The 15,088-nt window shown below is 68.0% G+C and carries 16 protein-coding genes and 1 riboswitch; of the genes, 5 read left to right on the forward strand and 11 right to left on the reverse strand.

Annotated elements, in window-relative coordinates:
- Positions 1–4 precede the first annotated feature (4 nt).
- Together AB0876_RS21375 and AB0876_RS21380 are read right to left on the reverse strand one after the other, a co-directional pair.
- Positions 5–1,441 (reverse strand): M28 family metallopeptidase, encoded by a 1,437-nt coding sequence (locus AB0876_RS21375; RefSeq protein ID WP_526042902.1) that lies wholly within the window; start codon positions 1,439–1,441, stop codon positions 5–7.
- A complete protein-coding gene (locus tag AB0876_RS21380) occupies positions 1,438–2,943 on the reverse strand; it encodes a M28 family metallopeptidase (RefSeq protein ID WP_526042903.1) in 1,506 nt (501 codons plus the stop codon). The genes AB0876_RS21375 and AB0876_RS21380 overlap by 4 nt, the downstream gene beginning before the upstream one ends.
- A gap of 339 nt (positions 2,944–3,282) precedes the next feature.
- On the opposite strand from AB0876_RS21380, the gene AB0876_RS21385 reads away from it, so the two are divergent.
- Complete coding sequence (locus AB0876_RS21385; RefSeq protein ID WP_526042904.1) at positions 3,283–3,999, forward strand: slipin family protein; 717 nt, start codon at positions 3,283–3,285, stop codon at positions 3,997–3,999.
- Between the two features lie 7 nt (positions 4,000–4,006).
- Here AB0876_RS21385 and AB0876_RS21390 read toward each other — a convergent pair whose 3' ends face one another.
- The 8 genes from AB0876_RS21390 to thiO all read right to left on the reverse strand — a co-directional run bounded on the left by AB0876_RS21390 (position 4,007) and on the right by thiO (position 9,090).
- Complete coding sequence (locus AB0876_RS21390; protein WP_491841468.1) at positions 4,007–4,765, reverse strand: ABC transporter permease; 759 nt, start codon at positions 4,763–4,765, stop codon at positions 4,007–4,009.
- Entirely contained in the window at positions 4,762–5,673 is a 912-nt protein-coding gene (locus AB0876_RS21395; RefSeq protein ID WP_088304855.1) for an ABC transporter ATP-binding protein, read from the reverse strand. Before AB0876_RS21395 ends, AB0876_RS21390 begins: the two co-directional genes overlap by 4 nt.
- Before the next feature lie 47 nt (positions 5,674–5,720).
- Positions 5,721–6,011 (reverse strand): WXG100 family type VII secretion target, encoded by a 291-nt coding sequence (locus AB0876_RS21400; protein WP_491841470.1) that lies wholly within the window; start codon positions 6,009–6,011, stop codon positions 5,721–5,723.
- 16 nt (positions 6,012–6,027) lie between these two features.
- A complete protein-coding gene (locus AB0876_RS21405) occupies positions 6,028–6,327 on the reverse strand; it encodes a WXG100 family type VII secretion target (RefSeq protein ID WP_491841471.1) in 300 nt (99 codons plus the stop codon).
- Between the two features lie 43 nt (positions 6,328–6,370).
- Positions 6,371–7,141, reverse strand: a complete 771-nt coding sequence (locus AB0876_RS21410; RefSeq protein WP_526042905.1) for an SGNH/GDSL hydrolase family protein — start codon at positions 7,139–7,141, stop codon at positions 6,371–6,373.
- Complete coding sequence (locus AB0876_RS21415) at positions 7,138–7,896, reverse strand: thiazole synthase (RefSeq protein ID WP_491841473.1); 759 nt, start codon at positions 7,894–7,896, stop codon at positions 7,138–7,140. Before AB0876_RS21415 ends, AB0876_RS21410 begins: the two co-directional genes overlap by 4 nt.
- Positions 7,889–8,089: a sulfur carrier protein ThiS gene (thiS, locus tag AB0876_RS21420; RefSeq protein ID WP_491841474.1), complete on the reverse strand. Its 201-nt coding sequence runs from the start codon at positions 8,087–8,089 to the stop codon at positions 7,889–7,891. Before thiS ends, AB0876_RS21415 begins: the two co-directional genes overlap by 8 nt.
- On the reverse strand, positions 8,086–9,090 hold the full coding sequence (gene thiO, locus AB0876_RS21425) for a glycine oxidase ThiO (RefSeq protein WP_526042906.1): 1,005 nt from the start codon (positions 9,088–9,090) through the stop codon (positions 8,086–8,088). The genes thiS and thiO overlap by 4 nt, the downstream gene beginning before the upstream one ends.
- Positions 9,080–9,194, reverse strand: a riboswitch (TPP riboswitch). Its footprint overlaps the gene before it by 11 nt.
- Before the next feature lie 39 nt (positions 9,195–9,233).
- Between thiO and thiE the strand changes: the two genes are divergently transcribed.
- A complete protein-coding gene (thiE, locus tag AB0876_RS21430; RefSeq protein ID WP_491841476.1) occupies positions 9,234–9,905 on the forward strand; it encodes a thiamine phosphate synthase in 672 nt (223 codons plus the stop codon).
- Here thiE and AB0876_RS21435 read toward each other — a convergent pair.
- Positions 9,889–10,395, reverse strand: a complete 507-nt coding sequence (locus tag AB0876_RS21435; RefSeq protein ID WP_055110634.1) for an NUDIX hydrolase — start codon at positions 10,393–10,395, stop codon at positions 9,889–9,891. The two genes, thiE and AB0876_RS21435, sit on opposite strands and share 17 nt — an antisense overlap.
- 132 nt (positions 10,396–10,527) lie before the next feature.
- Here AB0876_RS21435 and glnX point away from each other — a divergent pair, with 132 nt between their 5' ends.
- The 3 genes from glnX to AB0876_RS21450 are packed head-to-tail and all read left to right on the forward strand — an operon-like array spanning position 10,528 to position 15,088.
- Positions 10,528–11,847: a protein kinase G-activating protein GlnX gene (glnX, locus tag AB0876_RS21440; RefSeq protein ID WP_491841477.1), complete on the forward strand. Its 1,320-nt coding sequence runs from the start codon at positions 10,528–10,530 to the stop codon at positions 11,845–11,847.
- On the forward strand, positions 11,844–12,812 hold the full coding sequence (locus AB0876_RS21445; protein WP_491841478.1) for a glutamate ABC transporter substrate-binding protein: 969 nt from the start codon (positions 11,844–11,846) through the stop codon (positions 12,810–12,812). The genes glnX and AB0876_RS21445 overlap by 4 nt, the downstream gene beginning before the upstream one ends.
- A complete protein-coding gene (locus tag AB0876_RS21450) occupies positions 12,812–15,088 on the forward strand; it encodes a serine/threonine-protein kinase PknG (RefSeq protein ID WP_491841479.1) in 2,277 nt (758 codons plus the stop codon). Before AB0876_RS21445 ends, AB0876_RS21450 begins: the two co-directional genes overlap by 1 nt.

Raw genomic sequence — 15,088 nt, forward strand, 5'->3', positions numbered from 1 at the left:
CGGATCAGCCGCGGTGACGCTTGTCACGTGCGGGCACACCGTTGGGACCCTCGATCGACCGGGCGTAGGTGCCGACGGTGAACGCGATCGCCGATCCCATGATCCCCAGCGCGCGCGCATCGACGTTGTCGATGGTGTCTCGCCGCGTGTGATAGTTCGGATCGAAAGCCACCCCGGCCCGGCCACCCCACAACCGGGCCTGCACCTGGGTCTTGCGCTGCGACGATCCGGTGGTCGTGCCACCGATCGGCACCCCGGCCTGCAGGAGCGGGTGGTAATCGGAGTTGATGCCGATCGGCATGTCCGCGGGCCGCACGCCGGCAAGGTTGAGATAGCCCGCCATGGTCCGTTCGATACCGGCCGAGCCCTCGGGTATCGGCTTGGGATCCGTGGCCTGGCCTGACTGGTCGCCGTCGTAGGTGAAGAACCCGGCGTTGGGTGAGCCGACCATATCGAAGTTCAGGTACAGCGCGAGGTCGTCGAGTTGGTCCAGCGGCAGGTTGCGCACGTACTGCGTCGACCCTTCCAGCCCCATCTCCTCGGCACCCCAGAACGCGAACCGCACCGCATTGGTCGTGTTCGGCGAACTACCCAGCTGCAGCGCGGTTTCCAGCACGGCTGCCACTCCGGACCCGTTGTCGTTGATACCGGGGCCACCACCCACACTGTCCAGGTGCGCGCCGACAAGCACCACGTCCGAGGCCGAACCGGTCTTCGTCTGCGCGGTCACGTTGCGGGATTTGACCATCTCGGCTTTGCCGTCGAGGGTCAGCCGAACCGGGGCGCTGGTACCCAGCAGTGCGGCATCTGCGGTTTCGTCGATGACGCCGACCGGCACGGTGAGGTGCCGGTAGTAGCCGGTGCTGAACAAGCCACCCGGAGCGGGCTGCCGCCCACGGTTGACCACCAGCAACCCCACCGCACCCTTATCCAACGCGGTGTTCTGTTTGTCCACAACGGAACACCCGGTGTCGTCCACGACCGCAATGGCACCCTTGATGTTGACCGAGCCGTAGTCGGCGGCCGCGCATCCCGAGGGTTTGACCGGGTGCAACGTGGGCGCTGTGAGCCCGCCCGGCGCCGTCATCACCAGCATCGACGCCTGGTCCACCGGGTAGGTACGTCCGGACACGCTCAGCTCCGGTTTACCCCCGCGCATCGAACCCATCCGCTCGAACTCGGGTGTCTGTACGTCGAAACCCTTGTCCCGCAGCAGTTGTGCCACATAGTCGACGCTGGCGTCGTATCCGGAGCTGCCGACCGCCCGGTTGCCGTCATGGCTGTCGGCGATCTCCTGCAGCTTGCGCAGATGGGTGAACATGGCGTCGACGGTGATCTTGCCCGCCAGGTCCTGGGGTTCGACCGGCTTCGGCGCCGACTGCGCCGAGCAACCCGCGAGTGCGGCACCGAGTAATAAAGCAGCGAGTCGGCGCGCCCTCACTGCGCGTTGATCTGGTGGCGCGTGCGGTCTGCGCGGACCGGTAAACCGTTGCGGCCCCGCTGATCTTGGGCATACAGCCCGACAGCAAATGCGACTCCCTCGCCATGTATCTGCAGAGCATCCCGGTTCACGTGGTCAAGGGTATCGGTGTTCTTGTGATAGTTCGGGTCGAACGGTTTATCCGCCTCACCGGCCCACAGTTTGGCCTCCTCGGCGTTCATCTTGTCCTCGGCACCCGAGAACAACCCACCTGCGGGAACCCCGGCCATGGTGAACCCGTCGTAGTCGGACCGACCGTCAAAACTGGTGTCGCGCGGCGTCTTTCCCGCCTCTTTCAGATAGGTCGACAGCGTGCGCTCGATACCCGCCGAGCCCTCGGGAACCCGCGGACGGCCCTGCTCATCCAGCGGTGCGGACTGGTCACCGTCGTAGGTGAAGTAGCCCGCGTTGGGCGAGCCCAGCATGTCGAAGTTCAGGTACATGGCAATGTCCTTGAGCGCTTCGGTGTCCAGGGACTGGACGTAGTTGGTCGAGCCGAGCAAACCTTCCTCCTCGGCTCCCCAGAAGCCGAACCGCACGGCATTGGCCACCTCCGGCGAATCGCCCAACTGCAGAGCGGTTTCCAGTACCGCGGCCACGCCGGAACCGTTGTCGTTGATCCCGGGTCCCTCCGGCACGCTGTCGAGGTGCGCCCCGACCATGACCACGTCGGAGGTCGATCCGGTCTTGGTCTGGGCGATGATGTTGCGGGTGTGCTCGACGCGCACCCCGGCGACGAGTTTGATCGTGGTGGGGCCGGGTGCGTTGCGCAGCCTGGTGCCTTCGTCCTTGGTCACGCTGACCACCGGGATCTTGACGTCGGTGTTGCGGCCCAGCGTGCCGCCCATCTTCTCGTCGTTGTTGGTGTTGACGACGATCATCGCGACGGCACCGCGCTCGGCGGCCGCGGCCTGCTTGTCGGCGAAGGGGCACGAGCCACGGTCGACCAGCACGACCGCACCGGCAACGGGTAGACCGTCGTAGTCGGCGGCCTCGCATCCCGGCGTGTCCTCCACCTTGGCAGGCACCAGCGGTGCGGACACCCCTTCCTGGGCCGTGCCGATGGTGAACTCCAGCGGCTTGGCGGTGACGGGCTGGCCACCGACAGTCACCTGAGGGTCCTCGGCGAACGGGAGTTTCACCTCGAACTCCGGCGTCTCCACGTCAAATCCCTTGTCGCGCAGCGCGCCGACGACGTAGTCCACGCTCGCGTCGTACCCCGCGGTGCCCAGCGCGCGGTTGCCGTCGTGCGCGTTGGCAATCTCCTGGAGCTTGCCCAGATGCCCCATCATCGCGTCGGACGACACCTGCGCACGCAGCTGGTCGGCGAACACCACCGCCGACGAGGACGACTCCCGGGACGCCTGCCCGTCGGTCTGCAGTTCGGTCTTTGCATCACAGCCGGCGAGCCCCATGGTCAGCGCCAGCGCGCCGAGAACTGCCCCCGTCGAAGTACGTCGCATTGCACCCACGGTAGCTGCTGTCCCGAACTGCCAGACCGATAAATCGGTTGCCTGGCGATTTGCTGTGGTGGCATCGTGTTCCCCGACGCCGACAGGGAAGCAGGCCGAGCGGGGTGCCGCAACGTTTCTGTGTGTTGCCGGCGGCGTCATGGCACAGGTAAAGGGCCTGAGGTTCGAATCCTCTCTTGCAAATCCCCGATACCGCCGCCGGGTCCCACGCGATCAGCGACCTTGTGGCCCGCACCCGCCGGTACGGGGGTGCGACGCCCCGTCACCGATCGCGTCCGGCGGCGGTATCCCTTTGCCGCGCAGACACATACACCGGAAGGAGGACACGACATGGGTATCTTCACGTTCAACCGAATCACCGTTTCCGCAGGCCAGTGCGCACTGGAGTACCGCGACGGCACGCTGGGTCGTGTCCTGCAGCCGGGGCGCCACCGCATTGATGTGGCGGCCTCGGTGGTGCGTGTCGAGATGCGTGAGCAGGTGCTCACGCTGGCTCCGCAGGAGGTGCTGACCTCGGATGCGGTGACGCTGCGGATCACCGTCGCCCTGCAGTTCAAGGTGAGCGACGCCGTGGCCTATGTGGAGGCCGCGGCCGATCCGATGGCCGCGGTGTACCTGGCCGCGCAGATCGCCCTGCGGGACCTCGTCGCCGCGGTGACCGCCGACGAGGTGATGCAGCGCGGCAACCGCATCGACGCCGGGGCGATCGCTGCGGCGGCGCGGGCGGCCGGTGCCCGCACCGGGGTCGAGGTGATCGAGGCGTTCGTCAAGGACGTGATCATCCCGGCCGAGATCCGTGCCGCGGCGATGCAGCTGGTGACGGCCAAGGCCACCGGCGCGGCGAAGCTGGAAGCGGCCCGTGCCGAGACCGCGGCGCTGCGCGCACTGGCCAACGCCGGCAAGCTGCTGGACGCCCACCCGGCCCTGGCTCAGCTGCAGCTGATCCAGCGCGTGCCGTACGGGTCGAAGGTGGTGCTGGCCATCGGTAATGACGCGGTGGGCACCGCCGATGCGGTTTCCCGCGGTGAGGCGTCTGACCCGGAGTAATTCCGGGTCAGGCGTCCCGCCTGTTCAGCACCACTGCGGCGGCGACGAATGCCACCGCCACCCACACCATGAAGTAGAGCAGCGAGCCCAGCTCGCCCCACGTCGTGAAGTACGTCGGGAACAGCCACTCCACATGCAGGAACGAAAACATGTTGGCGAACGGCAGCCACGGTCCGACCTTGGGGCCGCTGTTGGGCATGTTGCCGAGCAGTGGCTCGGCCACCAACGGCCACAGCAGCAGCACCGCCACCGCACCCGCCGCGAATCGCACCAGCGCCCCGACTGCCACGCCGAGCACCGCGGCCAGCGCGGCGTACAACGCGAACCCACCGGCCACCCGCCAGGTCGCCGGGTTGGCCATCGACAGCTGCGTACCCACCACCGGGTCGGCGACCATCCGGGCCACCAGTACCGAGGCCAGCACCATGATCACCGCGCACACCGAGGAGAACGCCGCGCAAACCACCGCCTTCGCGGTGAGCACCTGCGTGCGGTTCGGGGTGGCCAGCAAGGTGGTGCGGATCAGTCCGCTGCGGTATTCCCCCGTCATCGTCATCGAGGACAGCACCATCAGGACGGGAACGCCGAACACCGCGACACCGAGTGCGGCCTTGGATGGCGGCAGCCCGGTGTAGTGGTTCACAGTCATGCCCTGCATGGCCGCCAACCCCAGACTGAGCACCGCGACACCGACCACCGACCACAGTGGGGAGCGGGTGGTGGACAGCTTGATGCGCTCGGCGTCGAGCGCGGCCAGCGCGCTCACTTCTTGACCGCCCGGTAGTCGACGGCATCATCGGTGAGTTTCAGATATGCCTCCTCCAGCGAGGCCTGCCGCTGGCTCAGCTCGTGCAGGGCGATCGCGTTGCGTGCGGCCAGGTCGCCGATCACCTCGATGGCCGCGCCGTGCACCGCCAGCGCGTCACCGTCGGCGGCGGCCTCCACCTCGAACCCGGCGCCGGTGAGAACCTCGCGCAGCGTTTCCAGCTGGGGGCTGCGCACCCGCACGGTGTCGGCAGATGTGCCGCTGACGAACTCGCTCACGGTGGTCGAGGCGATCAACTTGCCCTGGCCGATCACCACCAACCGGTCTGCGGTGTTGGACATCTCGGCCAGCAGGTGGCTGGACACGAATACCGTGCGTCCCTCGGCGGCCAGGTCACGCATCAGGGTGCGCACCCAGTGGATGCCCTCGGGATCCAGGCCGTTGACCGGTTCGTCGAACAGCAGCACCGGCGGGTCGCCCAGCAGCGCCGCGGCGATCCCCAACCGCTGGCTCATGCCCAACGACAGCGCCCCGGCGTTGCGGTCCCCTGCTGCCGTCAGCCCGACGGTCTCGAGCACCTCGTCAACCCGGGTCGCCGGGATCCGGTTGGCTGCGGCGATCCAGCGCAGGTGGTTGCGGGCGGTGCGGTTCGGATGGGCCTGGCGCGCGTCGAGCAGGGCACCGACCGTGCGCAGCGGGTCACGCAGTTCCCGGTAGTGCTTGCCATCGATGGTCGCGGTCCCGGCGCTGGGATGGTCCAGTCCGAGGATCAGCCGCATCGTGGTGGTCTTGCCCGCGCCGTTGGGCCCGAGGAAGCCGGTGACGACGCCTGGTTCGACGGTGCACGTCAGATCGTCGACAGCGCGGTGGGTGCCGTAGAGCTTTGTCAGCCCGGTCAGTTCGATCATCACCGCCATCATTGCAGGCGGTGTCGTTCTGACCGCTCAGGTTCAGATCAGCTGAACATTCCGGTCACGTCGGACTCGGTGGTGTTGAGGGTGTCGATGCCCGCGTGCACCGCGGCACACAGCTGGTCCAGCGCCTGAGCCTCTTCGTCGGCTTCCTTGTTCCACTCGCGGTATTGCTGACTGAACTGTTCCGACGCCGTGCCGCTCCACATTCCCCCGATGTCGGCCATCAGCGCGGTCTCTTCTTCCAGGATCTGCTTGACCTTGGCGGCCTCTGCATCCAGCTCGGCAGCCAGTTGCCGCGTGCGCTCGAACTGGACCGCGATATCGGTGCTCATCCGGAAACCCTCTGTTTCAAATGTTCATCGACTGGGCCAGCGAACCGGCCGCGTCGCTGTCGGTGCCCTCATATGCCGCAATCGCGTCACTGAGGAGGTGGGACATGTCGACCTCTTCCCGGCGGACATCGGAGGCCTGCGTCAGGTAGTTCGAGAGTGCGGTCTGAACCGCCGACCCCGACGTTCCGGTCCAGGTCCCAGTGAGCTCACCTGCGATCTCAGCCACCCTGCGCTCGTGCTGGGCACGTTCGGCTGCGAATTTCGACAGCTGGGCAGACTTCTTCCGAAGCTCGTCACCATTCAACCCGAGTGTCATAAAGAGATTGTGACACGCCGCAGGCAGCCCCGAAGTCACGAATTCAGGCGTTGAACCCTGCCTGCGCCACCACGAGATCGGCAACCGCGCGCATGCCCGCGGCGTTCGGGTGCAGCGGCGCGGGCCGGCATGGCCAGGGCAGACCCGGTCGCGTGGTCCACGGCTGGGCCGACCAGGCATGGTGCATCAGGCTGGTCTGCGCGGCGCGCACCCACCCGCAGCCCGTCGCGGCGGCAGCCTCTCCGGTGAGCCGTTCCAGCGTGGCCGCGACGTGCCGCCCCAGCGCCGCATCGGTCTCCGAGAACGGCGACGCAGCGACGCCTTCCGGCGGCAGTATGGCCAGGTAGTCCACGAACAACACCTGCGCCTGCGGCGCTCGGCGGCGGATCTCATGCCCCACCGTCACGAGCGAGTCGGCCACTTCGGTCAACGCGGTTTCCCGCGCGTCGGGGTCGAGCAGGCCGCGAAGCAGCGGTCCCGCCAGCGGCAGGGACCGAGTGAAACGCGGCAACGCCGCGGCCATCAACTGGGGCACGTAGCCCGCGTCGTTGCCCCCGATGGTGACCGTCACCAGCGCCTCGGATCCGTCGAGTGCCTCGATCTGGGGCGGCGCACCGTTCTGCCGATCGCGCAGCACATGCGCGGTGGTGGCGCCGGAGTACGTCACGTCCACCAGGTTCAGCCCGAGTTCGGCGGCCACCAGGTGCGGGTAATTGCGGGCCGAGCGGCCCGCCTGCCAGGGCGCCCCTTCAGCCGACGGCTTGATCCCCGGCCCGGCAGCCATCGAACTGCCCAGCGCGACATAGCGCTTCACAGGGCAGGGCTCGACGCCTGCGCCCAGAACCGCTTCGGAATACGCCCGGCCTGACGCGCCAGATATCCGGCGGTGACGGCGGCCGACATCGCCGCGGCCATGGTCGGTGGATCGGAAGCCCGGGTGACGGCAGTCGCCAACAGCACAGCGTCACAACCCAATTCCATCGCCAGCGCCGCATCCGATGCCGTGCCGATCCCGGCGTCCAGCACCACCGGCACCCCTGCCTGCTCGACGATCATCTCGATGTTGTGCGGGTTGGAGATACCCAGGCCGGTACCGATCGGCGAGCCCAGCGGCATGACCGCGGCACAGCCGGTGTCCTCCAGCCGGCGGGCCAGCACCGGGTCGTCGTTGGTGTAGGGCAGGACGATGAACCCGTCGTCGACCAATTGTTCTGCGGCCTTGACCAATTCGATGGCGTCGGGCAGCAGTGTGCGTTCGTCTGCGATGACTTCGAGCTTGACCAGGTCGGTACCCAGCGCCTCACGGGCCAACTGCGCCGTGAGCACCGCCTCGGCCGCGCCGCGACAACCGGCGGTGTTGGGCAGCGCCGCGATGCCCAGCCGGTTGAGCAGATCCAGCACTCCGGTTCCGCCCGACGCGTCGACCCGTCGCATGGCCACGGTCGTCAGCTCTGTGCCCGAGGCGACCAGGGCCTCTTCCAGCACAGCCAGATTCGGTGCGCCTCCGGTACCCATGATCAGCCGGGAACCGAACTCCCGGCCACCGATCCTCAAGGCGGAGTCAGCCACCCTGCACCGCCGTCACAACCTCTACCCGGGCACCGTCGGCCAGCGTCTGGTCCCATTCCGCGCGGGGCAGCACCGTCCAGTCGAGCGCGACGGCGATGCCCTTGTCCGGGAAGCCCCGGGTTTCCAGCAGCCCTTCGATGGTGGTCTGCTCGTCCACCTCGAGGGTCTCGTTGTTGACCGTGATGGTGATCATTTCGCTCCCACACTCATCTCGAGCTCAGCCGCGATCCGCTCAGCGGTCCACGGCGCCAATAGAAATCCGTTCCGGCCGTGCCCGACGGCCACCAGCGTGCGCTCGTCGACCCGTTCGACGATCGGCAACCCGTCCGGTGTCATCGGCCGCAACCCCGCCGCGGTCTCGGCCAGCTCGTACTCGCCGAGCGCGGGCATCACCGCGCAGGCGTCCTCGAGTAGGTCGCGCACGCCGCAGACCACCGGCGCGGTGTCCCGGCCGTGCTCGTACTGGGTGGCGCCGACCACCACGCCGTCGGCCCGCGGCACTAGGTACACCGGGCGCCCGTGCACCCGGGCCCGGATCACGCGCTGCGGCACCGGCATACAGCCTTGACGCCACCGAAGCCGCAGTACCTCACCCTTGACCGGGCGCACCGGCAGATCAGGCAGGAGCTTCGGGGAGTCGATGCCGTTGGCGATCACCCGGACGTCCGCCTCGAGGTCGTCCAGGTTCTCGACGGGCCCAGCCCACCGCACCGCCAGTCGCTCGCAGTGTGAGGCCAGCCCGTCGACCACGGCCCGGTTGTCCACGGCGAGTTCGGTGGTGGCCCGGAACCCGTGCCGGATACCCTGTGCCAGTAGCGGTTCCACGTCCCGCGCGGCCGTCGTCACCTCGACCGGCTGCCCCTGGGCCGACAGCCATTCGGCCACGGTGTGCAGGTCGGACACGTCGGCCCGGTCGACCGCGACCACCAGCGACTCCCGCGCGGTGACCACCTCGGGCGCCAGCCCGTCGAGGAATCCCGAGTGCCACAGCTTCAGCGATTCCAGGCCGATCTGCAGCATCTGCTCTTCACCCGGCCAGCCTTCGCTGTGCGGGGCGAGCATGCCGCCGGCCACCCACGAGGCTCCGTGCTCGCGTGTGCAGTGCAGCCGCACGGTCCAACCGTCGAGTGCAGCCCGGCGTGCGACCGACAGCCCGATCACACCGCCGCCGATGACGGCGAGTGTCCGCGCCATATCCGCTCCCTTCGCCGGCATGACCCGGATCAGGTGTGACGGTCAGGGCCGGTCCGTGTGCCCACTCTCAGCCCCGCGTCCCCGGGACTCCCGTATTGATTGCCAGTCCAGGGTACTCGGGCGGTACCGGCTACCGTCGCGGTGTGGAATCACCGGTCGACCGTTTGCAGCGCGCCACCCTGTACCTGTGCACCGACGCCCGCCGGGAGCGCGGTGACCTGGCTGAATTCGCCGACGCGGCGCTGGCCGGCGGGGTGGACCTGATCCAGCTACGCGACAAGGGTTCGGCCGGCGAGAAACAGTTCGGCCCGCTGGAGGCCCGGCAAGAACTCGAAGCGCTGGAGATCCTCGCCGACGCGGCCCGCCGCCACGGCGCACTGCTGGCGGTCAACGACCGCGCCGACATCGCGCTGGCGGCCGGGGCCGACGTACTGCACCTGGGCCAGGACGATCTGCCGTTGGACGTCGCACGGGGCATCATCGGGGACCGTCCGGTGATCGGCCGCTCCACCCATGACGCCGGGCAAGCCGCGGCTGCGATCGATGAGCAGGTGGACTATTTCTGCGTCGGCCCGTGCTGGCCGACGCCGACCAAGCCCGGCCGGACCGCGCCAGGACTCGAGCTGGTGCGCTCGACGGCGGCGCTCAATCCGGCCAAGCCGTGGTTCGCGATCGGCGGGATCGATCAGCAGCGGCTGCCCGAGGTGCTCGCGGCCGGGGCCCGGCGCATCGTGGTGGTCCGCGCGATCACCGCAGCCGAAGACCCGCGTGCGGCAGCCGAGGAATTGAAGGCGGCTGTCAGCGCGGCGGGTTGACCTCAAGCGGTAGCGAGGCCGTCACCGTCCGCAGCTGCTCCCAGCTGGCGGCGAACCCGGGATGCAGCGGCAGTGCCGCGACTTCGTCCTCGGCCACCCAACGCAACTCCGAGCTCTCCCGGTTCGGGATGGTCTCCAGCGGTTCGGGCACGTCGGCGATCACGGTGGTGTAGCTCCAGTGCGTGCCACCGATACCGGCCACCTCGGCCGTCACCACGGTGGTCCGGACGGTGAGCTGCTCGGCCGTCACGCCGGCTTCCTCGTTGGCCTCCCGGACCGCGGCCTGCTCGGCGGTCTCGTGACTGTCACGCGCGCCTCCGGGCAAGGCCCAGGTTCCGCCCTGATGACTCCACGGCGCGCGATGTTGCAGCAGCACAGCGGCCGATCCACCCGGCCAGGGCGCGCGCAGGAGCAACCCCGCGGCACCGTGACGCCCCCAATACCGGGCGCCGTTGTCGGAGAACACCCAGCCGTCACCGTCGCCACGCACGCGTACAGCTTAGGGAACGCCGTCTGTTTCGGTGGACCCCAATTTCTCCGCGAGCCTAAGTGGGCGCTCTTAGAATTTTTTTATAGTGTGGGGACAGCCGTAAGCACCGAAATAAATGAGGTCCGTGCGCAGGTGACTGTGGAGTTGGCACATCCCTCGACCGAACCGCTCGCGTCCCGGTCGCCGACCACGCCTGCCCATCCTCGGTGGTGGTTTCTGTGGACCACTCCGGGCCGCATCTTGACCATCGGGCTCGTGTTGTCGGCACTTGTTATCGCCAGTGCGTTCGCCACCTCCACCACGATCAACGACCGCCAGCAGGCGCTGACCACCGTGCTCGATCACACCGAGCCTCTCGCGTTCGCGGCGGGCCAGCTCTACACCACACTGTCGGTCGCCGACGCCGCCGCGGCCACGGCCTTCATCGCCGGAGCCGAGCCCCGCGACGTCCGGCAGCGCTACGAGCAGGCCATCACCGATGCCTCCGTGGCGGTGACCCGGGCGTCGAGCGGATTGACCGACGAATCGCTGGTGCAGTTGCTCGGCCGGATCAATGCCCGGCTGGCGGTCTACACCGGCCTGGTGGAGACAGCCCGGACCAACAACCGGGCCGGCAACCCGGTGGGTTCGTCGTACCTCTCGGAAGCCTCGGCACTGATGCAGTCGCAGATCCTGCCCGACGCACAACGCCTGTACGAGGAGACCTCGGCCCGGGTGGACGCCGAGACCACGGCCTCCACCCGGATCCCGGCCGCGGTCATGCTGGTCGTGCTGGCGACGTTGATGTTCGGTGCGTTCGCCAACCGCTGGCTGGCGCGACGCACGCGGCGCCGGGTCAACATCGGTTTCGTGGCCGGCGGGATGGCCGTGCTGATCATGCTGATCTGGGTGACGACGGCGCTGGTGATCTCCACGTCCGACAGCCGCAGCGCCAAGGACACCGCTGCCGAATCCCTCAAGACCGTGACCAATCTGGCCATCACCGCCCAGCAGGCCCGGGCCGACGAGACGCTGGCGCTGATCCGGCGTGGCGACGAGAACCTTCGCAAGCAGTCCTACTACCAACGCATCGAGGCAATGCAGCAGCAGCTCGCCCAGTATCTGGCCCGCGACACCCGCATCGACAAGAGCGATCTGACGGGCGCCGAAGATCTGCTCACCAAGTGGCGTACGGCCGATGACCGGATCAACGCATACATCGCGGTGGGCAACTACCAGGCGGCGACGCAAGTGGCGCTGGGCACCGGGGAGGACGATTCCACGTCGGCCTTCGACAAGCTCGACGATGCGTTGTCCAAAGGCATCGAACAGAGCCGCAGCCAGTTGCGCAACGACATCGCCAATGCCCGCCGCGTGCTGTCCGGCGCGACCGTGGGTGCCGCACTGCTCAGTGTGGCCGCGGCGCTGGCGGTGGCGTTGGGGTTGTGGCCTCGACTGAGTGAGTACCGATGAGTGCGATGAAGAAGATGTTGGCCGCGCTGACCGCGGTCGTGGCGGTCGCCGGGTGCAGCCAGAGCGCCCCGGCGTTGACCGTGCCGACGATGACGCTGGCGCCGCCCAGCCCGGCAGGCATGCAGGAGCTGGCTCCCCAGCCGGTACGGGTGCCGACTCCCGACACCGACGAGTGCAACCGGACCGCCAGCCTGAGGCCGTTCAGCAACCAGGCCGACGCCGATGCGGCGGTCGCCAAGATCCGCGACCGCGGACGGTTGGTCGTCGGGCTGGACATCGGTAGCAACCTGTTTTCGTTCCGGGATCCGATCACCGGTCAGATCAACGGGTTCGACGTCGACATCGCCGGCGAGGTCGCCCGCGACATCTTCGGCACCCCGTCACAGGTGGAGTACCGCATCCTGTCCTCGGCCGACCGCATCACCGCATTGCAGAACAATCAGGTCGACATCGTGGTGAAGACCATGACGATCACCTGTGAGCGCCGCAAGGAGGTGGCCTTCTCCACGGTGTATCTGATGGCCCACCAACGCATCCTGGCCGCGCGCGATTCCAATATCTCGCAGGCCTCCGATCTCTCGGGCAAGCGGGTATGCGTGGTGGACGGCACCACCTCACTCAAGCGGATCCAGCAGATCAGCCCGGCGCCGATCATCGTCTCCGTGGTGACCTGGGCCGACTGCCTGGTCGCGCTGCAACAGCGCCAGGCCGACGCGGTCAGCACCGACGATTCGATCCTGGCCGGGCTCGTCGCCCAGGATCCGTATCTGCACATCGTCGGTCCCAGCCTCAACGAGGAGCCCTACGGCATCGGGCTGAACCTGGACAACACGCCGCTGGTCCGCGTCGTCAACGCAACACTGGAACGCATCCGCCGCGACGGCACCTGGAACACGTTGTACCGCAAGTGGTTGACGGTCCTGGGGCCGGCGCCGACTCCCCCGGTCGCGAGGTACGTCGACTGATGAAGAAGCCCGACGACGCCGACCTGCCGGAAACCCTCGACACCGAGGGCGGCCCCGGGACCCAGCCGGCGAGCCTGGACGACCTCGACATGGATTCGCGGTCGACCATGCGGCCGATGGCGACGCAGGCGGTGTTCCGTCCCGAGTTCGACGACTCCGACGACGGTACGTTCGGCGGCGGCGACACCGAACCGCAGAACCTTGCCACGATCGCCACCCGGATGCTCTCGCCGATCCGCAGGCTGGGTGGCGGGTTGGTCGAGATCGCGCGGGTGCCCGAGCGGGATCCGTTGACGGCGTTGATGACCAATCCGGTCGTGGCCGAGCAGAAGCGGTTCTGCTGGAACTGCGGCAAGCCGGTCGGTAGGTCCTCGTCCGACGGCCATGCCCTGTCGGAAGGCTGGTGCCCCCACTGCGGCAGCGCCTACTCGTTCCTGCCGCAGCTGTCCCCGGGTGAGATCGTCGCCGACCAGTACGAGATCAAGGGCTGTATCGCCCACGGTGGGCTGGGCTGGGTGTATCTGGCGTTCGACCACAACGTGAACGAACGTCCCGTCGTGCTCAAGGGACTGGTGCATTCCGGTGACGCCGAGGCCCAGGTGATCGCCATGGCCGAACGTCAGTTCCTGGCCGAGGTGACCCACCCGGGAATCGTGAAGATCTACAACTTCGTCGAACACGACGACAAGCACGGCAATCCGGTCGGCTATATCGTGATGGAGTACGTCGGCGGAACTTCGCTCAAACAGGCCAGGGGAACCCGGCTTCCGGTGGCCGAGGCCATCGGCTACATGCTGGAGATCCTGCCCGCACTGGGCTATCTGCATTCGATCGGGCTGGCCTACAACGATCTGAAACCCGAGAACATCATGATCACCGAGGAGCAGCTCAAGCTGATCGACCTCGGTGCGGTGTCCAAGCTCAACTCCTACGGATACCTGTACGGCACACCGGGTTTCCAGGCTCCCGAGATCGTGCGCACCGGACCGACGGTAGCCACCGACATCTACACCGTGGGGCGCACGCTGGCCGCGCTGACCTTGAACCTGCGGACCCGGCGGGGACGCTACGTCGACGGGCTGCCGTCCGAGGACCCGGTGCTCGACACCTACGATTCCTTCGGCCGGTTCCTGCGCCGCGCCATCGACCCGGATCCGCGACGCCGGTTCCGCAGCGCCGAGGAAATGTCGTCCCAGCTGCTCGGGGTGCTGCGCGAGGTCGTGGCGGCCGATACCGGAAGTCCCCGCCCCGGTCTGTCGACCGTGTTCAGCCCGTCGCGGTCCACATTCGGGGTGGATCTGCTGGTTGCGCACACCGATGTCTACGTCGACGGGCAGGTGCATTCGGAGAAGCTGACCGCGCAGGAGATCGTGCGGGCGCTGCCGGTGCCGCTGGTGGACCGCGCCGATGTCGGGGCCCCGATGCTGGTGGCCAGCGTGCTCAGCCAGCCGGTGCACACCCTCGACCAGTTGCGGGCCGCGCGGCACGGCGCGATCGACGCCGAAGGCGTCGACCTTTCGGAATCGGTGGAGCTGCCGTTGATGGAGGCGCGTGCCCTGCTCGATCTGGGCGACGTCGCCAAGGCCACCCGCAAGCTCGACGACCTGGCGACCTGGGCCGGTTGGCGCTGGCAGCTGGTCTGGTTCCGCGCGGTGGCCGAGATGCTCTCGGCCGATTACGACTCGGCGACAAAGCATTTCACCGAGGTGCTCGACACCCTGCCCGGCGAGCTGGCGCCCAAGCTGGCGCTGGCCGCGACGGCCGAGCTGGCCGGCACCGCCGACGAGCTGAAGTTCTACAACACCGTGTGGAGCACCGACAACGGCGTGATCTCCGCCGGTTTCGGGTTGGCCCGAGCCGAGTCGGTGGCCGGGTCACGGGACAAGGCGGTCCAGACCCTGGACCAGGTTCCGCCCACCTCACGGCATTTCACCACCGCCCGGCTGACCAGCGCGGTCACCCTGCTGTCCGGTCGGTCCACCGGTGAGATCACCGAGCAGAACATCCGCGATGCCGCGCGGCGGGTGGAAGCCCTGCCCGATTCCGAGCCGCGCGTGCTGCAGATCCGGGCACTCGTACTGGGCACCGCGATGGACTGGCTGGCCGACAACACGGCGAGCAGCAATCACATTCTCGGATTCCCGTTCACCGAGCACGGTCTCAAGCTCGGCGTGGAGGCCTCACTACGGGCGCTGGCCCGCGTCGCCCCCACCCAGTCGCACCGTTACGCCCTGATCGACCTGGCCAACAGCGTACGGCCGATGAGCACGTTCTGA

It is taken from the genome of Mycobacterium sp. NPDC049093 (genome assembly GCF_040704635.1).
In the GTDB taxonomy this organism is placed as follows: domain Bacteria; phylum Actinomycetota; class Actinomycetes; order Mycobacteriales; family Mycobacteriaceae; genus Mycobacterium.